This is a genomic window from uncultured Sunxiuqinia sp. (assembly GCF_947495665.1).
GTDB classification, from domain to species: Bacteria; Bacteroidota; Bacteroidia; order Bacteroidales; family Prolixibacteraceae; genus Sunxiuqinia; species Sunxiuqinia rutila.
On the sequence record NZ_CANLZV010000019.1, the window covers coordinates 34,297 to 60,333 of the forward strand.

The window sequence follows — 26,037 nt, forward strand, 5'->3', positions numbered from 1 at the left end:
GGACTTGTTCTTTAAGATATTATGCGATTTACTCCCGAACTGACTATGCCGGTCGGTTTGGAGTGTAATTCTGCAGTTGGCTTTGCTCCCCATTTTTGGCAAGGCCATATTTATGCCGAAACACATCAATAAAAAAAACCGGGGTTGACAGCAGATACCTTCGCCACATGCGTTTAGGCTCTTTAAGCAGCCGTCCCAGCCACTCCAGCTTCATATCAATCATCCACTTTGGAGGTCGCTCCGATGTCCCGGCATAAAAGTCAAAAACAGCACCTATAGAGCAGGTAATCCGGGCATCAAGCTTTTCCTTGTTTTCATGCACCCACTTCTCCTGTTTGGGGGCTGTCATACCCACAAATAAAACATCCGGACAAAACAGATTTACCTGCTCGCACATCAACCGGCTATCTTCTTCTGAGAAAACGGGCTTATAGGGAGGCGAGAAACTTCCAACCCGGACATGTGGAAATTCAGTTTCTAATTTTTCCTTGATCCTTTTTAGCGTATCAGGCATCGCTCCAAGAAAGAAACAGGAGCCATTTTGTTGCTCCAGTAGATGCAATAAATGCAAAAACACATCGTAGCCGGCAATCTTTTTAATCCTTTTCCCTTCCAGAATTTTAGCTCCCATAACAACACTAATCCCGTCCGGTAACAGAATATCAGAGGTCCGTAAAGCATGACTAAAAATTTTGTCTTTTTTAGCAACAGTATAGGAGTGCCCGTTTAAGGTATTGATAATCAATTTCTGGTTTTGGGGCATCGCTGATAAATCCTGACAATAAACCGGATAGCCCAGAAGTGGAAAACTAGCTGTTTTCATGATACAAAATAAAAAAGATTAATGAAATAATGCTAACCCAGTAAGAGGTCGGGTAATGTTCAATAGGCTAATTTTTAGCTATTGCTTTTTGGTAGAGCGAAAGCATTTGTTTGGATTTCTTATCCCAGGATAATTCATGCTGCCTCAAAAAACAATTTTCAGACAATTCCGTCAGTTTTCTCCTATTCGTAATTAGGTAACTTATCTTTTCAACAAAATCATTAACGGACTGACTGGGATGACTCAACGGTACTTTAATTCCTATATTTTCATTCACAACATCTCCCTGCCCACAGGTGTCAAAACATACAACCGGAAGGTTATTTCCTATCGACTCAAGAACAACGTGTGGAGTTCCCTCTGCGACACTTGTAAACAGAAACAAGTCACAGGATCTCATAATCTCCTGAACCCGCTCATGAGGAACTTTCCCATGCCAAATGCACACGTCCTCTACGTTCAACTTCTCTGCCACTTTTTTATAGCGTGCACCCTCCATATTTTGATCATCTCCTATAATATGGAATTTAACCCTTGGATTCTTTAAGGCACCAATTATCTGAATAGCCAAGCCTAATTGTTTTCTGAAATCAAACTTACCAACCCATAAAATATCAAACGTTTCTTTCGTTGTTTTATCAACAAACTCTGATTTTTCCTTGACATAACATCCTGTTTCATTGATCAAGATGGGCTTTTTGCCATAGTATTTCTCAATGGTAACCTGAGAGTCTGTAGACGCAGCAACAACATAACTGGCCTGTGCTACAGCTTGCTTAACTCTTCCCGATATTTTCAGTTGTAAATAATTGAAATTGTTTTTTAACCGAATCGTCATGGCTGTCCTAAAATCAGTCCCATTAAGATAATTCAGAGGAAAGCGCTCTTTGGCATCTATTGGCCCCCATATAAACGGCTGGCCGTTAAGCTGCCATAAAAATCCTGGTTCTCTAAAACCAATCATGTTCAATTGATGAACAATATCTATCGATTCCTCTTCAATAATCCTCTTTGCAATGCTCAAGGTACGTTTCTGCCATTTCCTATAATAATAGTAAAATCGCCAATCCCCTTGATTCCAGCACATTTCACGAATATTTGGGCTCAATGGATTATAATAAAATCGAATATTTTGAGCAACAGGTAACTTTTCCATAGCCTCTTCAATTTGCCCTTTAAACTCTCCTTCTGTAATGACGTGAAGTTGACAATATTGAGCCAGATTAATAATCCAGTTCCATGCCATTCCTGGTTCAGAGCCCATATTGGGAGAACAAGCATATGCATTAATAAGAACACGAATCATTGCACACTTATTGATTTGGTTAAAAAGTCTAATGACTTTGATTGTTCATTTTTCAGCTTCTCATGAACCAACTCATAGTCTATTGGTTCCAAAAGCGGTATAGCTTCCTGCGTATTATCTTCAAACAAAATACGATTCTTAAGACCAACTAACTCCAGAAAACTTTCCAACCGCGAATTGTTCTTTTTCTTACGAGAAAGAACAACGAAGAAAGGTATTCCAAAGTTGACCGAAAAGGCAGTTCCGTGAAATGAATTCGTAATCACATAAGCTGCACGGTTGAATAAAAATAAAAATTCCGAAGGTCCTGCATCCCGCACGTTAGTAATCTTCTCATTTTTCTCTTGAAAGAGCGGGCCTTTACAAATCCGAATTATCGGAAATCCGGTTTTTTCATGCAATTGATTTGCTAACTCAATAATAGTTTCTGATGGAGATAGTTGATAGATCAATATAACTTTCTTCTCTTCAATAGGAATTGGAGATTCATACTTACACCATTCTTTACGATCTAATAGCAAGGTTGGATCCAAGACCCTAATCGATTCTCTATCTGCTAATTCTTCAACCAATTCAACACCTTGCTCTTCCCTTACCGAAATAAGATCTAGGTTATTAATCAATCTCTCATAATCTTTCCTATATGCAGATTCAATTTCAGAAACCCCGAAGCTTGAAGCATAAGAAACCTTTCGCTTTTCAGATGACGCAAAAGTCAAAAAATAAGGTTCTAGCGATGTTCCAGTTGCTGGATTCCATACCTGATCACTTCCAACCATGTAAATATCATAATCCATTTTCGCTTCATACAGCTCCCTGTAGCTTCTGTAGGTGGAAGAAAAGGAAGTAAATCGTTTATGAAAAAGTTCAAAGTTCCTCTTCCTAATCCTCAATGATCTGCTTACCACTGGTCCGAAAAGGTCAAATACCGGTGAAACGATTCGATACAACACAAATTCTTTAACCCGATGCTTTAAACTGAACTGTATAATTGGTTTAGCTCCTTTGCTCCATCGGTATTTGGGATGTTTAAAATACAGATAGTCAATAATTTCAGCATCAAAACCCATATTCACAAGCTTTCTCTGAAGTGCAAATGCCTGTAACTCTGCACCATAGTTATTCGTCCTTGAAACAGTTATAATTCCTATTTTTGTCATTCTCTAAAATCTTCAAGAAACGTTTACAATAAATATTTAAACAGACTGTCTTGCGAAAACCAATATTATTGACAGCCAAGTTAGACCTTATCGCTTTATCTCCTGATAAAGTGACTGATATACTTCTAATGATTCTTCAAAGCCTATTTTCATCAAATTCGCCCCTGCTGAATTAAAATCTTTAAAGATATTTCTTGCCAACCTGAACTTTTCTATGAAATCAGCTGAATCGTGCGGATCAAAGATTAATCCATTCATACCCTCCTCAATAAAATACGTTGCACCCGCCACAGAACTACAAAGCACTGGAGTTCCGAGAATAAGCGATTCATTGATCACCGCGCCAAAAGGCTCATGGTTACTTGCCAGAATAAATAGATCAGCCACCTTGTACCAAGCAAACAATTTATTACCTTCAAATTTTCCTGGAAGTAGTACGTCATTTCCCAAGTTTAAATCCTGAATCTGTTTTTTCAATTCCTCTTTTAACGGCCCATCTCCTACTAACAGTAAAATTTCATTCGGTTCCCTTACTTTCTTAAAATTGGCGATCAACTTATCAAGAGCTTTCATTGGATGTAAACGCCCAATAAAAAGGTAAACTTTCTTTCCTTGCAGTCCATACTGTTCGACATAGCTTTTAGCCAGAGCCTCATACCTTTCAGTATTTTTGAGTAAATCATCAGGGTTCTGAATATTTGGGCATATCCTTACCTTTAAATTTCTGTAATGATCCTGATACCAATCCTTCGTTTCTTGATTGTAAACGATTAATCCTTCACATGACTTTAAAACGAAATAGCGGGCTATTCTCCTGACCAAATGAGTTGAAGCAGCCATTATCCGATTATCAGAGGTGGTAGAAATATGCTTATAATTAAACAGTTTCATGTATTTAAACAGCGAAACAAGAAGACTTGTCAATCCATATTCATTACTAAATATTACTTTCGGCTTATGACGCTTAATTAATTTTAAGATACCAAATCGAATTTGTCTACTTTTAATAGTAAATCCAGAAGTTAGAACAATATAATCTACCTTAAGCATACTGCGCAGTACCTTTTGGTCATATTTTATGCTGATTGTATTTTCCAACAAAAACACAACAGTCAGATCATAATACTTCCCAATTTCATTAAGTGCATTGATGCGGTATGGCGCCAAATAAGGTAAGAATAAGAGCGCTTTATCTTTCTTCATGTTTCAACTTTATGTATAATTTCGGAAAAAGGACTCTAAAATAAACTTTGATTTTTGAAAAAAAAGCTTTCAGCCATCCTTTATGATAAAGAACAAATCTGTAGTATTCTGAAATATTAAGCCCCCTGGGCGAATGAAGTAAACGAATACGTTTAGCTAATGCGATCTGAGGATCACACCATGCAGGAGTTCCACTATTCCGGGGACAAATACCAATGTACCTTGGGGTTGTATAACAAGCTATGCCAACTTTATGAGCCCGCAATGAATAATCAAAATCTCCCAAGGCGTGGGTATAATCAGCCGATAGGTTTCCTAATCGTTCAAAAACAGGTTGAGGGATCAAAACAGCATTTCCATTGATCATTTTACACTTTTGTATTTGCCCGTTCGGTTTTACGGGGTGTCCTGTTTCATCTCTTCCTCCGTAAGAAAATCCATGCTCTTCAGGGCCTGAATGAAAAGCGCCTACAACTATCACTGGCTCACCCATAAGGCCAAAAGCTTCTCGCTCCGTCCCGAACAAATCGTTAAGTGAAAACTCTGTAAGTATGACATCATCATTTAACCACAGGTAAAAATCATAGGATTGATTTGCACAAGCAGTATTCCAAGCCAGCCGCATACCCTGATTCCAAAAAAGGTTACCGTCTCCCTGGATAACATTCACTTTTGGGAACTGTCTTTTTACCGAATCTCCCGTTCCATCAGTTGAACCATCGTCAACCAAGTAAACGTCGACCTCAAAATTTCCATGGGCACAAGCATGATACAATGAAGTCAGGCAACCCAATGTTTTTTCACGTCGGTTGTGGCAGGTTAATAAGACAGCAGTTTTAAAACGATATTCCATTGATTTAGTTTAATTCAAGTTTCCGAGAAGAGCTACGAAACTCCCTCTGTGTATAATATTTGTATTTCTGATAATACTTTCTTTCGAAGATTCCCCAAAGCCAAAGTTTTATTTCAGCATCCTTCATTGCACGAAAGGAAGGAGAAAGACAAATACCCACCATAAGCCATATTACAAAGCTGTTCATATCAAAAGCCTGGGAATCCTCTATCCAAGCATTCACCCATCGAAAAGCGACAAAGAGTCCTACCAGCTTAATGTAAATGTTGTTTGATCGGCAAACAGCCAAAAACGAGGCTTGATAAAAAACAAGAAAAAAGAGAAAGACTCCAATAATTCCAGTCCAAGTGAAGGTATTCAAAATTCCAACCTCGTTCCGCAAGCGTTCCGGCCGTCCGGTAATCTCCTCCTCAAAATCAGCGAAATGAAAGGTTTCATTACCTCTGGCCGGACTTCTCCCAATCAACCAATAGTTGTATTTTTCAGCAGACTGAAGTACTTCAACATACAGAAACGTGCGCGTATCGGCTTTCAAATCTTCCTGAACTTCCTCCCCTTCAGTATTCTTTCTTTTTTCAACATATTCGCCACTTATGTATTCGTTCATTTTAAAAATTTCGAAGGTCCCAGTGAATGCTAATACAAAGAAAAGTAGAGGGATAATAATCATAATTCGTTGTGCTGTTTTCATCACTTTCACCGACAGCGAAAAATTACGAATCGTATAAAAAAACAGAATAAGCACCACTGGCATACTATACTTTAGAACATGACTTCTTGTTCCAAGGTCACCAAAGCCAGCAATCAAAGTAATCAGTAAAACCATTATTTTAGCACGAATGGATAATGCCGGAAAAAACAGCATCAACATACCTACCGGGAACAGGTACCAGCCCCAGGCACCTACTGGCAAAAAAGGAAAAACAAGCACAGACAAAGGCAAAGCATATCTGATGAAAAAAGCTAAGATATCTTGAACCCTATTTTTATCAAAAGCTAAATAGGCAACTACGGGCATTAACAAAGCCATACCCATATTTAATAAGCCTTTATAATCCCAATAAATATCGGCAACGAAAACACCCCTTACAATACTAAAAACATTCCATAGCAAATACCACTTCACAAAACGTAAGGCGGTTAATTCTTCGCGGCTATAAGTACTATACCTAACAACCAAAAAGAAAAGAACCAAAATTAGTATATGAATTGACCACCAAATAAAAGTATTCCCTATCGGAAAAGAGGAATAACGTTGCACCGAATAAAAGGCAATGACTAAGCCTGATATGGGTATGAGTTTTGATAACTTTTTCTCTAGCATTTCTTTTGTTCTATATTAACTCTCTCTAGCTCTTCAATAAGGAGTAACATGTTCTCTAACGTTGACTTTAATCGGGGTAAGCACAACTTTCAATAAAAAAAACCTATTTTTGCGCAGAGGCTATCCTCACATAAACAGCATTGAGTTCATTCGCATTGTTCACTTCATGATGTCGCTCTCTCGCAGCAATTTTTTCGTTTCTTGATAGTTCCTGAGCTAAGGCTTGATCAGAGAATATCTTACAAATAGCAGAAGCTAACATCTCATATTCCTCAAAACGGTAAAGTAAACCGGTCTTCCCATGCTCAATCAAGTCCGCAGTTCCCCCAACATAAGAAGCCACACAAGGCACGCCTAATAACTGGGCCTCTCCAACGGCATTAGGACTATTCTCTATAGCAGAAGCGCTAACAAATACGTGGGAGCGAAGAAAACGTTGACACATTTCGCTTTCCGATAACAAGCCAGTAAAGGTGATCTTACCTGACAAATTAAGTTTTCGGATTAAGCGATTTATATAATTCCCAAATCCACTGATCCGCATTCCCTTATTTGTAAAAAAGTTATTGCCTGCAACGTAGACCTTGGTGTTTGGGAAATGCTGCAAAACAATTGGCAGAGCTTTTAGGAGCTGGTGAAAACCTTTAATTGGGTAATGGGCCTGACTAATAAAAATACTGTGAAGATCACAACTTTCAAGAGACCACTGCTTTTGATAAAATGACGGACGCAATGTTTCATTGCAAAAGTGATAGTTCGCATTTGGGTTAATGGCCCAGATATGATCCCGGTCCCAGGAAGTCCGTCCAATAAAATGATTCACTTTTCCTATCAGCATTCGCTCATACTTCCCTCTCTTACTCATATTTCTTCGTTGAGCAAAAAGCGTATCAAAGCGAATCAAATCACGCAGTGTCACCGCTTTTAGAATATCTTTCTCACTGATATTTCCATAATAATAACGCTCAATAACACTTACCAACCCCTGAATTGACAAGACAACTCTTTGAGCTCCACAAGCCCTTACATAAGTATAGGAGTGCGGATATTCAGATCCATGAATATGAACAACATCCGGCTCAAATTTCTCGCTCACTGCTTGCCATAGATAGTCTTTATTATGATCATGTGGATTCTTCCGAAAGACGTCCGGCATCAAGAAATGCAAAATCCGTCCTATCTGTAGCTCACGAACTTCATTTTCCTGATGAAAAGAAGCAACCGCTAATTCAATGTTTGGATTTTGAGCCAATAAAGCTTTTGCTGCCGAATGAACCCATCCTACCGTGACCGGTTTCTTCATATTCAGTTTTTCATAAACCTCCGGAAAAAGTGAGTTTGTTATCCAAAGTAATTTCACGTGATATATTTTAGGTATTCTTGTCCTACAAAAGCGGGATTATGGCGAACGTTAATCATTGTAGCAGAATTGCTTACTCATTCTCAACAAATAGGTTATCTTAACTCCTTTAAATGAATTCCAGCAATAATACTGATAAACAAAAAATCAGAAAGAAATGCTCTTGAGAGTCATTTATTCCAAATGCCTGTTGCCTTCTTATTTAATATTTTATAAGTCTGCATGGGTTGAATAACAAGCCCTAAAAGACTCGATAAAGTAATTGCCAAAACAATACCGGTACTGTTGGTAAAGAGATCTCCAAAAACAAACACCAGAATTAAATAGATAGGTATTCCTGCAAAGGCCAAAGTCATAGTCAATTTTATTTTTCCGGTTCCGTTAATATAATGCGAATACGGCGCCATCATCAGATACATGATGGTGTAGACAGCTAATACAACTGATAGACTTAAAGGAACTTTGACTTGATCACCAACCCATAATTCATAAACCCAGTCACTAATAAAAACCATAACAATAACCCCCAATGCAAAAATAAGGGCAAGGATATTCAGTTGTCGAAGCGTATTTTTCAACCAGGAAAAATCTGATTTCGTATAGGCATCAGTAACCGCAGACCAAATAGGTGTCATGACAATTGAAAACACCATGATAGGAACTTGAAAATATTTATAGGCAATATTGTATACAACCACCTCTTCGGGGCCATAAAATTGAGTTATAAAAACATTGGATGTTGAAAAAATAATAATTGCTGTAACCTGCAAGAAAAAGAATTTAGCCCCAAGGTTCATTAATCCATTACTTAGTTTAAAGTCGATTTTACTGATTCGTGGTCGAAAGGCTTTATAGCGACCATTGAAAGCAATGAACGATACAATAACAAATAAAATTACAGGGATAACACTAATGATCGTTCCTAAAAGAACCAAATTCCCTTGGGCCGTAAAGGTTGTTAAAAAAAGAACCAGCATAAAGGACAACAGGTTCCCTGAAGTCGTCATGAGTTTGGTTATGGAGGGAAGTTGATCTGCCAGATAAATGACCGAAATCAGTTGCACAATAAAGCGTAGAATGAAAAACGTAAAAACAATGGATGTCAATACATACAGTTCCTCGCTTTCTATTCCTTGTGTATTCAATATTGAGTTCCAGTTTAAAAAGAAGTTACACCCATGAAACAAGACCAACACAATACCAAAAATACCAATCAACAAGGCATACGTCGTACTCACATACTTTTGACCTAACGCTACATCATCGCGAGCTATCGCTTCTGCTAATTTGTTTCTCAAACCATTACCCAAGCCAATATCAAAGAAACTAAACCACCCCAGAATAGAAGTCAACGTTAACCAAATGCCATACTTTTCTTGAGTTAAATAGTCCAACAAAAGTGGAATATACAGCAAACCAATCAAAACACTCAATCCCTGAAGCAGAAAGGAATATAATATTTGTCTTTTTGCTTTTGATCCACGGCTATCACCTTTTAAGGTAAGTCTGGAAAGTAACTCCTTTACAATCATTATTTATGTGAAATTTAGACGACTCTTCCGCAGAAGCATTTTTATCGCGTTAGTACTCAGGCTAAGCATCCAGCTTTAGCCTACGAATGGCCCTGTAGTTTAATCGAACCATTTCCTGGGGCATCCTAAAAATAAACCTTAGTTTTCCACTAGTTTTGAGTTTTTTTCTAAGGTAATGACTAAAAATTGTGTCTTTCTCCATGAAATCATCAACCATATCTTTATCCGCCAATGATTTCAAGCGAACCAATTCCCAAAAAGCCGCTTGATTGGCAGCTCTCTTGAGCTCTTTATCAGAGACTTTATCCCTCAAAATTTCGTCATATATATAAGGCAGAGTCATAGCATACCTAATAATATTCCGCTTAGTATCTTGCTTATCATGATCCCGAAACACATATAGCTGTTGAGAATCCCCGAAGAAGGAAAACTTATCTGCTTCCGAATAAATCCAAACCCAGTCATAACAACCGCTTCCATCCAGGTTCCCTTCGAAGCCATTAACAATTGTTCGTTTAATAGCACTTGCCATATAGGGAAAACCTAATTTATATTTTATCCCATATTCAATGATCTTTTGTCCATTTTGCATATAACCGAATGGCAAAATATGCTTATGCTGTAACCTGCCACTGGCGGTCAATCGAATAAAATCGGTAAAATAAATATCAATGTCTGGGTGCTTTGTATAAGCTTCTAAAAACGACTCTACATAAACTGGTGATATTTGATCATCATCCTGAAGGTTCATCACGAACTTAGTATCAGCAAGCTCAAAGCCTCTGTGAAAATTTCCCGCCATTCCAATATTTCGATCATTTCTATAATAAGAAACATTCTTCTCTTTACAGACCTTCTCGAAATAATCATGCGAGGAACAATTATCCACTACGATCACCTTACACTTAACCGTTTGATTTAAGGCGCTATCCAAAGCTTCCAAAAAGAAATCCTTCCGCTCATAGACAGGCATGGATATGGTAAGTAAATTTGTGTAATCCATAAGATATAGTATTAAATTATTGGTCTAAAGAAATCTCTGTTTATTACGTCTGCAAAAAATTATGAGTTCTGAAAATTATCGAATACCACAATCAAAAACTTTTTGAAAAATAGATTACGGGACTTTCATCCCAACAGAAAAATCCCCGTTTATCAACCAGATCTGGACTTTCCTTCTGAGAACCAATCTGACAATTATCACCCCCTCATGAGCTCTTTGGTTTTACTCTTTCTATTAAAGATGAAGTCTCCAATACGAAGAAACTGCAATTCAAATTCGTGCAGCACTTTCAATAACTTTAGGGCGACACGCTTTGCTGGCTGCATATAATTTGGGGTATAGATTGTTTGCTTTGGCCCATCGGATTCCATCATTCAACTGAAATAAGAAAGAACCTTAGCCCTTGATAATACTAAAAGAAAAGTCCTTTTCAGAACAGGGTACAGCTTCGCCGCTTGCCTCCCAAAATTCAATTGGTGCCTCGTTGTCTTAAAGCTATTTTGAGAAAGTTTTTTTGCAATTAACTTATGAAGTTGGTATTATTATGAGCCGCATAAAAATCAACCTAATTCAGTAACTCCCCTAACCAAATAAGAAAGAGAAGAGTAAAATGGCGATTCTTCAATATTTCATAAAACAATACAGCTTCGCTAACTGACTCCCAATCTGATGTTCTGAAAAGAGCATTTTTAGCACTTTTCTCACACCTTCAAATATCGATTGAGATCTGCTTCAAAACAATGGGTAATTTCACGTAAAAGCCGCTTCACTATTACAAATGCCGCAAATAACACAGGCAAACTGAACATTATCCTTGAATATATCTGATAACCTTCGTGATAGCATCTTTTTTCATCTACAAAGCATCGATTCAAAACATCAAAGAGAAAAAAACAACGTAAGCATATCGGGTCTAACAAAGGCCATTTTATGAGTTTTGAAAAAATATTCAAAAAAATAATTGCCATATATTTATCCTGACTCCCAAATTGATGATGTTCATTATCAAGAAGCTCAAACGAGCTGATTTACACCTCACGCTATCCGTATCCGTAAAATAATTGTGAATTCGGAGAGCTGTCAATTTTAACCATTTGTTTAGTATTATATTCGCGCTCTGAATACCGCCCTTGCTAGGGTGCCTAATGTTCTGTTGCAAATTAGTACTTTTGATTATAAACAACACCAAATCGTTCATTTTAACTCGATCGTACCAAAACGTACTTAAAAGAAGTTGACAACACTTATGAAAAAAGAGAAATGGTTTTTGCTGGCTATCATCCTGTATTTACTGATCAATATCTCCGGATTGTTTATTCCTATTGTAATTAATGCCGCAAAGTACGCACAGGTAGGTCGTGAAATTCTCGACAACCAGGACTGGATTAACCTGACCATTGGAGGCGATGCCTATGATCAAAAACCACCTCTTTTATTCTGGATTGCTGCCGCTGTATTTCGGATCACCGGAGTTTCAGTCTTTGCATTTAAACTAAGCGTCTTGCTCATTTCTTTAATCGGGATTTACGGCACCTTTAAACTGGGCGAACTATTATACGACAAAAGAACCGGAACGCTGGCTGCATTTTTTTGGGGAACTTGCTTAGGATACGTTCATTTTCACAATGATATTCACACCGATACGCTGTTGGTTGTTCCTGTTATTTTGGCCATTTGGCAATATGCAGCCTGGATAAAATTCAATAAGAACTCAGCATTCTATCTGGGCACGATTTTTCTCGGATTAGCCCTTCTCAGTAAAGGACCAGTTGCGCTTGTCATTGTTGGATCGGCAGTTGGCTTGCACCTATTATTTACCCGCAAGCTTAAAATGTTGCTCAATATCCGGTCGATTATCGCCCTTTTCATCCTGCTTCTATCCATTCTCCCGGCTTTATGGGGGCTATACCAGCAATTCGGCATGGAAGGCATTAAATTCTATTTCTGGACTAACAATGCCGGACGCATCAGTGGAAGTTATGCCGGTAGCAATACCGATCCTTTCTTCTACATCCACACAAGTTTGTACGTTATTGCCCCCTGGGCCTTTTTCACTTTCGTTGGAGTCTTTCTTCAGATCAAGGAGAAGATAACCCAGAAGCTTAAAATTACCCCAACAAACGAATATTATACGCTTGGCGGAAGCCTGATTTATCTACTTATTCTTTCGACTGCCAGGGCAAAGAATCCCCACTACGAACTAGCAGTTATGCCTCTTTTAACAATAATTGCAGCCCGATGGGCTTACCTGATCTTTGAGAAGCCACAATTCATCAGACTTCGGAAAGCACTGGGCACAATTCACCTCATTTCGGCCTTTCTACTTCTGGCTTTGACTGCTGCTTTTTTAGGCTATGTTTTCCCAAATCGCAACCTCTGGATCTGGATCATAGTTGGTTTATTAACCGCTGGATTCGTTTACGTGCTTCGCTGGAAACCCGGGCTAAACAAACAATTGACTTATCTTTTGCTTGCCAACTCAATATTATTATTTACACTAAACGTTCACATACTGCCTAAGCTAAGCCAGTATCAATCCTCTTTTCAAGCTTGTGCCATGTTTAACGAGCAAGCTGCCCCGAATGAGAAACTACATATTTTTACCGCTGAAAGCCGCTATTGGGAAATCTTCTTGTATTCCAAAAGCTATGGCCGATACATCATTACCCCTGAGGATTTCAAAAAGATCAATCCACCTGCAAACGACTGGCTGTATACCGGTCCTAAAGGCATGGAACAGTTGGCAAAGATGAACATTGTGGTAGATACAGTTGGCGTATTTCAGCACAACAGCATGTCTAGGCTACCTATTAAATTTCTCAATCCCAAAACCCGGGCTTCCAAACTAAAACCCCGCTACCTGGTTCAGCTAAAGGAGAAGTAAATAGAAAGAAATTAGACGAGTCTGATGTTAAAAGTAAATTAGCTCATCCCATAAGCTAAAGTCTGTAGTTTCACTGAAGCTTAAAACGACTCGCATTTTGTTTTGCCATACTATTTCAACAGAATAGCAAACAAAAAAGAGCTACAAGTAATTCTTGTAACTCTCTGATTATGAAGTGGGCCCACCTGGGCTTGAACCAGGGACCACCTGATTATGAGTCAGGTGCTCTAACCAACTGAGCTATAGGCCCTAAATATTTTTGTTGATAAGCGTAAAATTCGGATTGCAAGTTTACAACATTAGCTGAAAATACACAAGCAAAAACCGATATTTCTCTTATCTACGATTCTTGCTGACTGGCAGTTTCAGACTCTTCTTCTGATTCAAGTTCAGCACCATCCAACTTGCTAAACAACTGACGATAAAACAAGAGGATACTGAATATTCCGATGGTTATCGCTGAATCAGCAATATTGAATACCGGCCTGAAAAACAAAAAGTCGTTTCCTCCAATAAACGGGAGCCAGCTAGGATAACGTCCTGAAAACAGCGGGAAATAAAGCATATCAACAACCTTTCCATGCAGGAAAGAAGAGTATCCGCCTTCGGCCGGCAGAAACTGAGCAACCTGCCCATAACTTTCATTAAAAATCAAGCCATAAACAGCACTGTCGATGATATTACCAATAGCTCCAGCCAGAATTAAAGCAATGCAAGCAATAAAGCCCATTGGCACTTCTTCCTTTTTGATGAGTTTAAACAAGTACCAGCCAATTCCGATTACGGCTACAATCCGAAATAAACTCAAAAAGATTTTTCCATACTCGCCGGCAAATTCGATTCCAAAAGCCATTCCGTTGTTTTCAACAAAATGAATCAGGAACCAATCACCAATCACTGAAAATTCTTGCCCGAGGTACATGTTGGTTTTAACCAACACTTTGACGAATTGATCGACAAAAAGCACCGAAAAAACCAGAAGTAAGGATTTCGTTAATCTTGACATGATTTCACTTTCTTCATAAAAAAATGATTGGAAGCGAATTCCTTCCAATCATTTCTATAATTTCTATCTGTAGTGTTCTACTTTTGACTGTTCTTGGCCTCAATACTCAATGTAGCATGAGGAACCGCGCGCAACCGCTCTTTGGCAATCAGCTTTCCGGTTTCACGACAAATCCCATAGGTTTTGTTCTCAATCCGGATCAAAGCTGCCTGCAAGTGCTGAATAAACTTCAACTGGCGCTGGGCCAGTTTCCCGGCTTCTTCCTTCGACAGTGTGGCAGCTCCTTCTTCCAGCACCTTAAAGGTGGGCGAAGTATCCTGCGTATCGTTACCGTCGCTCTGCGTGATCGAATTCTTATAGATTTCGTAATCCGCTTTAGCCTTTTCAAGCTTACCCAGAATCAGCTCTTTGAATTCAGCCAATTCGGCATCTGTATATCTCGTTTTTTCTGTCATAACCTTAAATTTTTAGGATCCCCAACGGAGATCAGGTGATCATCAATTGCGACCCTAAATTATAAAAATATTTTGAATTGTCTCAGGTCATAGAACATACTAAACGATCAGTGGTTCAACTTATTTTATTTAGACGAATCAAAGCATCAACATCCTGATCAATTTCTACACGAGAAACTGCTGTATCCCCAATGTTATCGATTAGTTCAAGACTGTCAGCCAGGGTTTGCGCACTGATATATTCTTTAAAATTACGCACCGATTCATTGAAAAAGTCATGTTTTTCGATAATAATTTCAATGCGATCCGTTACTTCAAAGTTGCTTTCTTTCCGCAAATTCTGGATTTTGTTAATAAATTCACGAGCAATTCCCTCCTGCTTCAAATCATCAGTCAGGTTGATATCCAAAGCAATGGTTAAACCACCTTCGGTGGCAACCAGCCAGCCCGGAATATCTTCAGTCAGAATTTCAACATCGTCCGTGCTCAAATTAATCGTCTCATCACCAAGCACCAAGGCATACGATCCGGATTTTTCAAGCAGAGCAATTTCGTCCTGGCTAAATTTGGAAACGGCACCGGCAATTTGTTTCATCATCTTGCCATATTTCGGTCCCAGTGTTTTAAAGTTGGGCTTAATTTTCTTTTTGATGATGCCGGAAGTATCCGTTAAGTACTCCACCTCTTTCACATTCACTTCTGAAAGAATGATGCTTTCAACCGCTTCAAACTGCGTCTTGAAATGCTCATTCAACACCGGAACCATGATTTTAGCCAATGGCTGACGCACTTTTAGTTTTTCCTTTCGGCGCAAACCCAAAATCATGGAAGAAGCTTTTTGTGCAATGGCCATTCTCTCCTCCAACTCACGGTCAATCAGGCTTTCGTTTGCTGTTGGAAACTCTGCCAAGTGCACACTTTGATCTGGTTCCAGCCCAGTCATTTTATTCAGGTCGGCATAAAGCTGGTCAGCATAAAACGGAGCAATTGGAGCCGCCAGTTTTGCTACAGTCACCAAACACGAGTATAAGGTTTGGTAGGCTGAAATTTTATCCTGATCATATTCACCCCCCCAGTAACGTTTCCGGCTTAAGCGTACAAACCAGTTACTTAAGTTCTCGGTAACAAATTCGGAGATGGCGCGTCCGGCACGGGTTGGCTCATACGCTTCCAGGCTCTCGCCCACTTCTTTCACCAGCGAATTCAGCAACGAAATAATCCAGCGATCAATCTCCGGACGTTCACTCACCGGTACTTCGGCCTCTTTAAACCGGAATCCATCCACGTTGGCATACAAAGCAAAGAAACCATAAGTATTGTAGAGCGTTCCGAAGAATTTGCGTCGTACTTCATCAATTCCGCCCACATCAAACTTCAGGTTATCCCAAGGCTGTGCGTTGGTAAGCATGTACCAGCGCAATGGGTCCGATCCATATTTTTCAATCGTTTCGAACGGATCAACCGCGTTGCCCAAACGTTTCGACATTTTATTGCCGGCCTTGTCGAGCACCAGTCCGTTGGAAATAATATTTTTGAATGCAACCGATTCATCAATCATGGTTGCAATGGCATGCAGCGTAAAGAACCATCCACGGGTTTGATCCACTCCTTCTGCAATGAAATCAGCAGGAAATACATCTTTGAAAATATCACTGTTCTCAAACGGGAAGTGACGCTGTGCGTAAGGCATTGCCCCCGAATCAAACCAAACATCAATCAGGTCAGGCTCACGGAACATTTTCTGTCCGTCGTCGCTCACCAAAAAGATGTCGTCCACATAGGGACGGTGCAAATCAATTTTATCGTAGTTGGTTGCGTCAAAGTTTCCGGCTTCAAATCCTTCATACGGATTCTTATCCATCATTCCGGCAGCAACAGCTTTTTCAATTTCCGCCATCAACTCTTCAACCGAACCAATGCATTTGGTTTGCGTGCCATCCTCCGTACGCCAGATTGGAAGCGGTGTTCCCCAGAAACGTGAACGGCTCAGGTTCCAGTCTACCAGGTTCTCCAGCCAGTTTCCAAAACGACCACTACCTGTTGATTTTGGTTTCCAGTTGATGGTATTGTTCAACGCAATCAGCTTATCTTTCACTGCAGTCGTTTTAATAAACCAGCTGTCCAGCGGATAGTAAAGCACCGGCTTATCCGTACGCCAGCAGTGCGGGTAGCTGTGTTCGTGTTTTTCTATTTTGAAGGCTTTGTTTTCCTTCTTCAACATCACTGAAATGTCTACATCAATTGTTGAGTAAGATTCATCCAGCACCTCATCGTATTCATTTTTGACATAGCGCCCGCTGAATTCCGGATAGGTTTCCTGATTCACCTGGGTGCTTACAAAGCCCGGCTCCAAATCTTCGATCCGGAAGAAGCGCCCCTTGCGGTCAACCATCGGCTGATTTTTGCCTTCCTTATCTTCCACAAACAAGGGAACAATGCCGTTTTGCTTCGCTACCCGGTCATCGTCGGCACCAAAAGTAGGTGCAATGTGCACGATTCCGGTACCATCTTCCGTAGTCACAAAATCACCTGTAATCACGCGGAAAGCATCTCCTTTAGGCTGAACCCAGTTGATCAGCTGCTCGTAGTTTACGCCGGCCAATTCTTCGCCGGTAAATTCAGCAACCACTTCAAACGGGATCTTCTTATCTCCCGGCTTGTACTCATCCAAGGCAAGCTCGGCATGCTTGGGGTTGAAGTGAGCGCTCAGCAAATCTTTCGCCAAAATCATTGTGGCCGGAGCTCCGGTATAGGGGTTGAACGATTTTACTTTGACGTAGGTAATTTTTGGTCCCACACAAAGTGCCGTGTTCGAAGGCAGCGTCCAGGGAGTTGTCGTCCATGCTAAAAAGTAAACAGGCGTATCCACTCCTTCAAATAAAAACTCGGACTTCTCGTCTCGAATCACTTCAAACTGAGCCACAGCTGTAGTGTCTTTCACATCGCGGTAGCATCCCGGCTGGTTCAGCTCGTGCGAGCTCAACCCAGTACCTGCAGCTGGCGAATAGGGCTGAATGGTGTATCCTTTGTACAACAATCCTTTGTCGAAAAGCTTGCGCAATAACCACCAAACTGTTTCAATGTAGCGGTTATCGTAAGTGATGTAGGGATCATCCATGTTCACCCAATACCCCATTTGGCGGGTCAGTTCTTCCCACTCTTTGGTGTATTTCATCACTTCGCGGCGGCAAGCAGCATTGTACTCTTCAACCGTAATTTTGCCCCCAATATCTTCTTTGGTAATTCCCAATGATTTTTCAACACTCAGCTCCACTGGTAAGCCATGGGTATCCCATCCGGCCTTGCGGTGAACCCGAAAGCCTTTCATGGTTTTGTAGCGGCAAAAAGTGTCTTTAATGGCCCGTGCCATCACGTGATGAATTCCCGGCATTCCATTCGCAGAAGGTGGCCCTTCATAAAAAACAAAGGTTTCGTTCCCCTCGCGGGTGCTTATACTTTTATGAAAGGTATCATCCTCTTCCCACTTTTTCAGAACATCCTTGTTCACCTGAGAAAGGTCTAACTGCTTGTATACAGGAAATTTATCACTCATTGGATTCCTATTTTGTCGTTCTTTTTTTAAGAGGTACAAATATAGAAATTTTTTGCGTTCAGGGAGCCTAGTTCTTGTTCTTTAAAGAATTACCCTGTTCGCTGTATTTTTCAGGAAAGCTAATCGACAGTCCTGCCAATATATTGCCAGAATCAAGATGCGCTTCATTGCCGGACTTTCAGGATTAATGTTTTCAACCCATAAAACCAGATTCAGACAAATTATTCATACCGCAAGGCTTCTACCGGGTTCCGTGTCGCTGCCCGCCAGCTTTGCCAGCTAACCGTTAGCAGCGCAATGCCCAAAGCCAGCAAACCGGCCAAGGCAAAAATCCACCAGCTTAAGGTGGTCTTGTAGGCAAAGTTCTCCAGCCACCTACTCATGGCATACCAGGCAATCGGGCAGGCAATTACAAAAGCAATGGCGACCCACCTGATAAAGTCTTTGTTGAGCAAAGTAAGGATTTCAAAGATTGTGGCGCCGTTCACTTTACGGATGCCGATTTCTTTGGTCCGCTGTTGTGCAATAAATAGCGAAAGTGCACTGATCCCGATGATACTAATCAGCACACCAAGGATGGAAAAGCTAAGCAGAATACGACTCAATATGACTTCGGCTTTGTACTGTTGAGCAATCTGTTCATCCATAAAAAAGTAACTGAATTCCTGCTCCGGGTAAAGTTGCTGCCAAACCTGTTTCACGTCATTCATTGCCGTTTGAAGGTTTCCGGGGCTTAGCCGAACATGTGTAAACCGTGCACGCCTGGCTGATTCATCCAGCCAAAAAGCAAAATCGCCAATCGGCTGATGAACTGAATTGTAATTAAAATCTTTGGCAACACCAATGAAACTTATCCGTTCCTGATCGGCCTCCAAAGGTTGGGTTTGCTGATAAGCATGCAGCGCATCCAGGCTTCCGTGTCTTTCAATCAGTCGATGGTACAAATGCTCATTAATTACCATGCCCCGTACTGTATCGGCAGCTGGGTTGATCCAGTTTTCAGTCAACTGAATATTCATGGTTTTCAGATAGTCGTAGTTCGCAAATACAAACTCAGCGCTGCCGTCAATACCCAGGCCTTCAAGATTTATACTTTGCGTAGGATATCCAAAATGCTGGCTGGTAAATCCAACAGCAGCGACTGAACTTAGCTTTTCCAGTTCGCTGGCAAAAACAGCCGGATCTTTTGAAAAATCGCTCACCTTTACCACCACCACATTCTCCTGGTCAAAACCAAGTGACTGATTGGCAATAAAATTCATTTGCTTGTTCACTAAAACCGTACCGCAGAGCAGCAAAATAACAATAGACACCTGCCCAATCAGCAAGGATTTCAAAACAACACTTCCCGAGAAATTCGTTCTCTCCCAAAGAATATCAATGGTTGATGTTTTCTTCAATAAAAAGAAGTAGCTGAAAATGGCTGTTAACCCCAAACAAAGAGCAACAACCAGCCCCATGACAACATAAACCACCGGCTCAGAATAGTAGACTCGGAAATCAATATCGAAGATCCGATTAATGGCTGGACGAATGCTTTCAGCCAAAATCAAAGCAAGTACCATGGACAAGCCACAAAAGAAAAAAACCTCTACCAACACCTGCCTGATGAGCTGAGTGACGTTCGCCCCCAACGATTTTTTCAAGCCCAGCTCTTTAGAACGTTTTATGAGTTTAGCCAAAGTCAGGTTGATAAAGTTCAACAGCGAAGTCAACAAAATCACGCTAGCGATAAGCACAAACAAACCGATATTGATCTTGCTTGAACTTTCCTTTAACTCAAACCGGTAATCCGATTTCAGATGAATATCAGCAAGCGGGATCAATCCAAACCGGTAATCTTTCGGGCCTCGTGTCTCCTTCAAACTACTGGCATTAAAATAGTCCAGCAACTTTGCAACCACCGTCGATGGCGCTGCATGCTCCTTCAGTTTGATGTAATTGTAAGTCCAGTGTATTTTTAGTTCGGGCAACGCGGCATACCGCTCACTAAGTGCACCTTTTTGCGAAAGCAGAACATGATAATTGAAGTGTGTTTTAGGATGCGTATTCCGGACTACTCCCCGTATTTCGTAAGCCCCCAAATCACGCATGTATTGCAAGGCATCAACCTCCAGAATCTTTCCAATGGGGTTTTCATCAGGAAAATACTTTTGAGCAAAGGCCTCTGAAACAAAAGCAGTGTTGGGCTTATTGATTTCGGTCAGATCTCCTACGACGCTTTCAACCATAAAAAGATCCATAAAAGCCTGATCAACCGACAAAACATCTTCTTGCTGAATGGCTTGCCCATCGATGGTTATCGTCCCAACCGGCGTATGCGAGAATTGAGTGGCCACTTCTATTTCGGGTAGGGTTGCTGCCGCTTTATGAACCATGCCTAAGCTTCGTGCCCAATCCTTAAATCCCTGCCCTACAGGCGAGGAGCTAACCCGATAAATATTCTGGTAGCCCTCAAAGTGGGTATCAAAGCTTTTTTCATTCATCACATGCAAAAAGAGAACGAAAAAAGACGTAATCCCAACTGTCAGTCCGACAACATTGATGAGCGAGAAGGTTTTGTCGCTCAAAACCCTACGGATAAATAATTTGAAGCTGTACCAAATCATAGGTAAAATTATTAAAGCATTTTCACACTATATCTACATTCAGCATTTTATCCTTCTTCACAGAATTCACTCCTAAATTCCTCACTCCCAACATTATTTCTTGCAACCAGTCAATTTACTTCAGATCTCATTCAAAATAAAACCCAAAGTGGATATTTACTTACTCATACCTCAGCGCTTCTACCGGATTCCGCGTTGCCGCCCGCCAGCTTTGCCAACTAACCGTTAGCAGCGCAATTCCCAAGGCCAGCAAACCTGCCAGCGCAAAGATCCACCAACTCAAGGTGGTTTTGTAGGCGAAATTTTCAAGCCATTTACTCATCGCATACCAGGCAATGGGACAGGCAAGAACAAAAGCAATAGCCACCCATTTGACAAAGTCTTTATTCAGCATCGCCATCACTTCGATAATCGTGGCCCCATTGACTTTGCGGATGCCGATTTCTTTGGTCATAGCTACCGAATGTTGTATAATTTGCCCAAGCAAGCCCAAGCAGGTGATAAAAATTGTGATGAACGAAAAGAAACTTATTGCCTTTCCTTGTTTCTCTTCCTTTTTATAAAGTGAATTGAAATATTGATTGTAAAAAACAGGATCAAATGGATAATTCGGGATAATAGTTCCCCATAATTTTTTGAGCTGCTTCATTTGCTCAAGAGCACTTCCTTCCATAAGTCTGACATTTAGAAAAAAACGACTTTCTTTGGAATAGATTAGACAAGTTGGTTCAATTGAAGAATGTAACGAAGCAGTATTAAAATCACTTACCACCCCAACAATAGTAATTCCCCAAAATAGTTTGTCCTTTACCTTTAAAAGCTCCTCTAAATTATCACATCCGAAGGCTTTCAAAGTGGCTCGGTTAACCAGACATGCTTTCTCCAGATCTGAAGGCAAAAAATTTCTTCCTTCCACACAAGAAATGCCCATCGTTGATATAAAATCCTCATCTCCACTAATACCAAGAACATTAAATGCTTTTCCAATACTTTCCTCAGTTCCTTCAAGATTTATATAGCCGGGGCCACCATCACTCCAAGAACAGTTTTGCACGAATGAGAGACCCTCAACTTGACTTTTCAATACGTCATGTGCCTTAAATGCCCCAGGTACTTCCAACTTAACAACACGTTCGGCATCAAAACCTAGTGACTTTTCATGTAGCATCTTTAATTGCCCATTAATAGCAATAGCACAGACAATTAAAACAATTGAGATTGATAACTGAAACACAGCAAGAAATGAACTCAGCTTATTGCGGTACCCAATCTTCCTCCGTTTCAGCAAATAACTTATTCCATTTTTACTACTAGACCATCCAGAAATAAAAGATACCAGACATATTATTCCCAACACCATGCACAATAGGAAAATTATGAGTTTGCTTGAATACAAATCTGTAAAGGTCAGTGACGTTTGTGAGATACTATTTACCATTGGTAATCCAAACCACACTATACAGATAGAAACAATTAAAGCAATACCTATCGACAACGATGATTCTATAAAGCAATAAGATACGATATGCTTAAATCTGGCACCGTGAATAAGATTAATCCCTGTTTTTGTTTTTGATGCAAGCTGAGATGCCAACAGGAAGTGTATATAGTTGACAAGGGACAAGATCAGAATAAGCCCTCCGATTGCGGCAAACAAATAAATTAAGGCTGTATTGCCAACTTTGTTACGGTTACCATATATACCCGTCGTAAAGTACATACTTTTTATAGGCTGTAGTGATACTTGACCTACATTAGGATTATAGACAGACAATGTGCTATTAAGTGATTGGCCCAATTTTTCAGGGCTACTATCTCCTTTCAGTAAAATAAAATGGTTGGTTGGCTTAACTCGCTTGCCATTTCGTTGGCTATTACCAAATCGATAGCTGAGATTCTCTGAATTTAAAATTAAATCGGCCCTAAAACTACTTTCAGCTGGCAAATCTTCAATTATTGCTGTTACTGTTAATTTATTGTTGTTAAAAGCACTTACCACCTTCCCAAGAGGATCAATACCCGGAAATAGTCTCTTTGCTGTTGACTCTGGAAGCACAATCGAATTTTTATCAGGCATTGGAACATCACTCAAACATTGAAGTACTTTAATAGAGAACAGATCGAAAAATTCGTTTGTTGTACAGATAAAATGTGGTGTTTTTAGAAACGTATTCTCTGTATGAAATAAAAAAGGCCATATTTCTTTCTGATAAACAGGACATGCCATCTCAATATCCGGATATTTAGTGTTCAAAACCGGATAAAGTTCATAGTCTATATCTACATTTGGCTCATGCCCATTTTTCTCAACCAGCCGATACAAGCGCTGATGATTTTCGTACACCGTATCCATACGATATTCTTGATTCACAAAAAGCGAAATGCTTATAAATGCAGCAAGCCCTATTGCAAATCCCAATATCCCAAGAAATGAATATATTTTTCGACTTTTTAACGACCTAAATGCTCTTTTAAGGTTGTGTCCCATCATTGAACCAATCATTTTCTTTTACTATTGTTTCTCATTCTGTCTTTTCAAAGTTAAGAAGCCCCAAACTCCTCCTTTTAACTGTTCTTGCTTTAGTCAACGTGTGTTGTAGTGTTACTCATACCGCAGTGCTTCAACCGGATTCCGCGTTGCCGCCCGCCAGCTTTGCCAACTAACGGTTAGCAGGGCAATTCCCAAGGCCAGGAATCCAGCCAAGGCAAATATCCACCAGCTTAAGGTGGTTTTGTAGGCGAAGTTTTCCAACCATTTACTCATGGCATACCAAGCAATCGGGCAGGCAATCACAAAAGCAATAGCCACCCATTTGATAAAGTCTTTATTCAGCATGGTCAGAATTTCAGTTACTTTGGCCCCATTGACTTTGCGGATGCCAATTTCTTTGGTACGATACTGGGTGATTTGAGAAATCTGTCCAAGTAATCCTAGACAGGTAATGATAAGTGCAACCAATGCAAAAATTACAACAGAGTTCCCCAACTGCTCTTCCTTTTTATACATTGAATCAAACCATGTATCATAAAACTCATATTTCAAGGGTGCACCAGATGTCATTTCTTCCCATATCGATTTAATATGCTCCATTGCAGGAGAAACTCCACCTTTCTTGATTCGTACATTGAGATCTCTCCCATCTCCCATTTCCAGGATGATTGGTTCAATCTTGTGATACAGTGATGAAAAGTTAAAATCGGCTACTACCCCAACGATATTTTTCCCGTTTACCTTGGTATTTCTAAAATCGTCACATTCAAGGGCTTTCAGCGTCGCTTGATTGACCAAACAACTTTTTTGATCATGCACTGATAAAGTACTTCCCTCTACCAACTCAATGTTCATGGTTGACAGGAAGTCTCTATCAATCGTTAAAAAATGAAGCGTATAATTCCAGTCAGGATGAGACATTCTACTTGAGATATTTCCCGGAATTCCGGCACTTAAGCTAGCCTGCTCTATAGCGGGATGTTTTAGCACCTCATCCTTAAAGCTTTTATAATTCAATGCATTGAACGGGATATTGACATGCACCAAATTCGTATCATCAAATCCAAGATCTTTATGCTTCAAGTAGGCAACCTGGTTCATAATTACAACCAGACTAATAATAAGTAATATGGATACTGAAAATTGGAAGACAGATAAAAAGTTTAAATGAGACTGCTTCCCATCAATGTTCAATTTTCGTTTCAGGAAATGCTGCAACTCAAATTTCTTCAGAAGAAAAAACATTGGAATTACTGAAACCAGAAGCACCAATAAAACAACTGCTAAACTTCCAACAACCATCGGTTTGGAAAAAAACAAACTAAAACTAAGCTGCTGCTGCAATAGCTGATTAAACATCGGAAGCGACACAAAAACAACCATGACTGAGATCATAGCCGCCAGCAAAATCCAAATTGCACTATCAGTTATGAAAGAAGCTAGCAACTGAATAGTTCCGGCACCATTGGCTTTTTTTATGCCTACTTCGTTCAGCCTTCTTATTTGCTGACTTAGTAAGTAATTTACGTAATTTATGATTGATAGAAGTAGAATTAAAAATCCGATAATTGATAAAACAACAATCAAAACCTTACTGCCATGCCGGTTACCATCTTTAACTGTTTGATCCAAATAAATATCAGATAGCGGCTGCAGCCAAATACCTTTTATGTATTTATTTAAATAAGCAATTGATATATTGATAGTCGATTCGCAATCCGTTTTCAACTCATTCTCATGGAGTAAAACAAAATGGCTGGTGGCATTAAAAACCTCACCATTGCCATAATTGCTATTTAACCTGAAATTTTTGTTCTCTGAATTTAATAAAATTTCTCCCTGCATACTGGAATTCGTTGAGAAGTCGGCAATTACCCCGCTAATCACAGTTTCCATTTGGCCAACTTTTAGAGCTTCTCCCAATGGATTTTGATCTCCAAACAGCTTCTTTGCAAGAGAGCTTGTAATGATGGATGAACTCTGATCAAGAAAGGGTTTCTCCCGGTCAAGACATTTTTCAAAGGCAACATCAAACATTTCAAAAAAACCGTTTGTTGTCGATATCAGTCCTTTAATATAACTTGATCCGTTTTGAGAATATACATCTGCCTGTATTTCCGGCTGCAATTCCAAAGGACATGCATTTTCAATTGCAGCAAAAGTCTTAGCCCAAACCTCACTTAAACGATAATCAAGCGCACTATTATCGTTTCTGGAGTCAACTATTCGATAAATACGCTTATAGTTCGTGTTTTGACGGTCAACTGTCAGTTCTCCATACACGTAAGCCCCTATAATCAAACAAACTGCAAAGCCAGCCGCAAAACCGGTAATTCCAATTGCTCCGGATAGCTTATTCTTGCCCAGATTTCGGAATGACACTATAATATTTCTCCAAATCATTTTTCCTCGTTAGTAATAAATTAGTTAATATCTTTTTTCTGTCATTTATAATCCTGTTAATCTTTTCATCCC

General features: G+C 39.9%; 16 protein-coding genes and 1 tRNA gene. 1 reads left to right on the top strand and 16 read right to left on the bottom strand.

All coding sequences use genetic code 11. The annotated features are described in order from the left end of the window. Positions 1 to 43: 43 nt before the first annotated feature. The 9 genes from Q1A18_RS17245 to Q1A18_RS17285 form a co-directional block, all read right to left on the bottom strand. Positions 44 to 823, bottom strand: coding sequence for a WecB/TagA/CpsF family glycosyltransferase (locus Q1A18_RS17245; RefSeq protein WP_299583616.1), 780 nt, complete (start codon positions 821 to 823; stop codon positions 44 to 46). 67 nt (positions 824 to 890) lie between these two features. Beyond that, the gene (locus Q1A18_RS17250; RefSeq protein WP_299583619.1) at positions 891 to 2,129 is read right to left on the bottom strand and encodes a glycosyltransferase; all 1,239 of its coding nucleotides are present in this window, start codon (positions 2,127 to 2,129) and stop codon (positions 891 to 893) included. Then, positions 2,126 to 3,289 (bottom strand): polysaccharide pyruvyl transferase family protein, encoded by a 1,164-nt coding sequence (locus tag Q1A18_RS17255; RefSeq protein ID WP_299583622.1) that lies wholly within the window; start codon positions 3,287 to 3,289, stop codon positions 2,126 to 2,128. Before Q1A18_RS17255 ends, Q1A18_RS17250 begins: the two co-directional genes overlap by 4 nt. An 87-nt stretch (positions 3,290 to 3,376) precedes the next feature. Further along, positions 3,377 to 4,492: a glycosyltransferase gene (locus tag Q1A18_RS17260; RefSeq protein ID WP_299583625.1), complete on the bottom strand. Its 1,116-nt coding sequence runs from the start codon at positions 4,490 to 4,492 to the stop codon at positions 3,377 to 3,379. Then, a complete protein-coding gene (locus Q1A18_RS17265; RefSeq protein WP_299583628.1) occupies positions 4,479 to 5,345 on the bottom strand; it encodes a glycosyltransferase family 2 protein in 867 nt (288 codons plus the stop codon). The genes Q1A18_RS17260 and Q1A18_RS17265 overlap by 14 nt, the downstream gene beginning before the upstream one ends. 4 nt (positions 5,346 to 5,349) lie before the next feature. After that, positions 5,350 to 6,669 (bottom strand): hypothetical protein, encoded by a 1,320-nt coding sequence (locus tag Q1A18_RS17270; protein ID WP_299583631.1) that lies wholly within the window; start codon positions 6,667 to 6,669, stop codon positions 5,350 to 5,352. Between the two features lie 103 nt (positions 6,670 to 6,772). Next, positions 6,773 to 8,029: a glycosyltransferase family 4 protein gene (locus Q1A18_RS17275; protein ID WP_299583634.1), complete on the bottom strand. Its 1,257-nt coding sequence runs from the start codon at positions 8,027 to 8,029 to the stop codon at positions 6,773 to 6,775. A gap of 170 nt (positions 8,030 to 8,199) precedes the next feature. Beyond that, positions 8,200 to 9,561 (bottom strand): oligosaccharide flippase family protein, encoded by a 1,362-nt coding sequence (locus Q1A18_RS17280; protein WP_299583638.1) that lies wholly within the window; start codon positions 9,559 to 9,561, stop codon positions 8,200 to 8,202. A 61-nt stretch (positions 9,562 to 9,622) separates the two neighbouring features. Further along, positions 9,623 to 10,564, bottom strand: coding sequence for a glycosyltransferase family 2 protein (locus Q1A18_RS17285; RefSeq protein ID WP_299583641.1), 942 nt, complete (start codon positions 10,562 to 10,564; stop codon positions 9,623 to 9,625). A gap of 1,246 nt (positions 10,565 to 11,810) precedes the next feature. Between Q1A18_RS17285 and Q1A18_RS17290 the strand changes: the two genes are divergently transcribed. Next, positions 11,811 to 13,448 (top strand): glycosyltransferase family 39 protein, encoded by a 1,638-nt coding sequence (locus tag Q1A18_RS17290; RefSeq protein WP_299583644.1) that lies wholly within the window; start codon positions 11,811 to 11,813, stop codon positions 13,446 to 13,448. Between the two features lie 176 nt (positions 13,449 to 13,624). Here the strand turns inward: Q1A18_RS17290 and Q1A18_RS17295 are convergent. From Q1A18_RS17295 to Q1A18_RS17325, 7 genes are all read right to left on the bottom strand, one after another. Then, a tRNA-Ile gene (locus tag Q1A18_RS17295) sits at positions 13,625 to 13,698 on the bottom strand. Positions 13,699 to 13,788: 90 nt separating this feature from the next. After that, on the bottom strand, positions 13,789 to 14,454 hold the full coding sequence (locus tag Q1A18_RS17300) for a lipoprotein signal peptidase (protein ID WP_299583648.1): 666 nt from the start codon (positions 14,452 to 14,454) through the stop codon (positions 13,789 to 13,791). A gap of 77 nt (positions 14,455 to 14,531) precedes the next feature. Beyond that, the gene (locus tag Q1A18_RS17305) at positions 14,532 to 14,909 is read right to left on the bottom strand and encodes a TraR/DksA C4-type zinc finger protein (RefSeq protein WP_299583650.1); all 378 of its coding nucleotides are present in this window, start codon (positions 14,907 to 14,909) and stop codon (positions 14,532 to 14,534) included. A 115-nt stretch (positions 14,910 to 15,024) separates the two neighbouring features. After that, positions 15,025 to 18,462: an isoleucine--tRNA ligase gene (gene ileS, locus Q1A18_RS17310; protein ID WP_299583653.1), complete on the bottom strand. Its 3,438-nt coding sequence runs from the start codon at positions 18,460 to 18,462 to the stop codon at positions 15,025 to 15,027. Between the two features lie 221 nt (positions 18,463 to 18,683). Continuing rightward, positions 18,684 to 21,071: an ABC transporter permease gene (locus tag Q1A18_RS17315; RefSeq protein WP_299583656.1), complete on the bottom strand. Its 2,388-nt coding sequence runs from the start codon at positions 21,069 to 21,071 to the stop codon at positions 18,684 to 18,686. Positions 21,072 to 21,231: 160 nt separating this feature from the next. Next, positions 21,232 to 23,574: an ABC transporter permease gene (locus Q1A18_RS17320; RefSeq protein WP_299583659.1), complete on the bottom strand. Its 2,343-nt coding sequence runs from the start codon at positions 23,572 to 23,574 to the stop codon at positions 21,232 to 21,234. Between the two features lie 99 nt (positions 23,575 to 23,673). Next, positions 23,674 to 25,965, bottom strand: coding sequence for an ABC transporter permease (locus Q1A18_RS17325; RefSeq protein ID WP_299583662.1), 2,292 nt, complete (start codon positions 25,963 to 25,965; stop codon positions 23,674 to 23,676). Between the last annotated feature and the right edge of the window lie 72 nt (positions 25,966 to 26,037).

What these genes read in the sequence shown, in the direction of transcription:
- Q1A18_RS17245 (WP_299583616.1), bottom strand. Translation starts at nt 823, where the DNA reads ATGAAAACAGCTAGTTTTCCACTTCTGGGCTATCCGGTTTATTGTCAG.
- Q1A18_RS17250 (WP_299583619.1), bottom strand. Translation starts at nt 2,129, where the DNA reads ATGATTCGTGTTCTTATTAATGCATATGCTTGTTCTCCCAATATGGGC.
- Q1A18_RS17255 (WP_299583622.1), bottom strand. Translation starts at nt 3,289, where the DNA reads ATGACAAAAATAGGAATTATAACTGTTTCAAGGACGAATAACTATGGT.
- Q1A18_RS17260 (WP_299583625.1), bottom strand. Translation starts at nt 4,492, where the DNA reads ATGAAGAAAGATAAAGCGCTCTTATTCTTACCTTATTTGGCGCCATAC.
- Q1A18_RS17265 (WP_299583628.1), bottom strand. Translation starts at nt 5,345, where the DNA reads ATGGAATATCGTTTTAAAACTGCTGTCTTATTAACCTGCCACAACCGA.
- Q1A18_RS17270 (WP_299583631.1), bottom strand. Translation starts at nt 6,669, where the DNA reads ATGCTAGAGAAAAAGTTATCAAAACTCATACCCATATCAGGCTTAGTC.
- Q1A18_RS17280 (WP_299583638.1), bottom strand. Translation starts at nt 9,561, where the DNA reads ATGATTGTAAAGGAGTTACTTTCCAGACTTACCTTAAAAGGTGATAGC.
- Q1A18_RS17285 (WP_299583641.1), bottom strand. Translation starts at nt 10,564, where the DNA reads ATGGATTACACAAATTTACTTACCATATCCATGCCTGTCTATGAGCGG.
- Q1A18_RS17290 (WP_299583644.1), top strand. Translation starts at nt 11,811, where the DNA reads ATGAAAAAAGAGAAATGGTTTTTGCTGGCTATCATCCTGTATTTACTG.
- Q1A18_RS17300 (WP_299583648.1), bottom strand. Translation starts at nt 14,454, where the DNA reads ATGTCAAGATTAACGAAATCCTTACTTCTGGTTTTTTCGGTGCTTTTT.
- Q1A18_RS17305 (WP_299583650.1), bottom strand. Translation starts at nt 14,909, where the DNA reads ATGACAGAAAAAACGAGATATACAGATGCCGAATTGGCTGAATTCAAA.
- ileS (WP_299583653.1), bottom strand. Translation starts at nt 18,462, where the DNA reads ATGAGTGATAAATTTCCTGTATACAAGCAGTTAGACCTTTCTCAGGTG.
- Q1A18_RS17315 (WP_299583656.1), bottom strand. Translation starts at nt 21,071, where the DNA reads ATGATTTGGTACAGCTTCAAATTATTTATCCGTAGGGTTTTGAGCGAC.
- Q1A18_RS17320 (WP_299583659.1), bottom strand. Translation starts at nt 23,574, where the DNA reads ATGATTGGTTCAATGATGGGACACAACCTTAAAAGAGCATTTAGGTCG.
- Q1A18_RS17325 (WP_299583662.1), bottom strand. Translation starts at nt 25,965, where the DNA reads ATGATTTGGAGAAATATTATAGTGTCATTCCGAAATCTGGGCAAGAAT.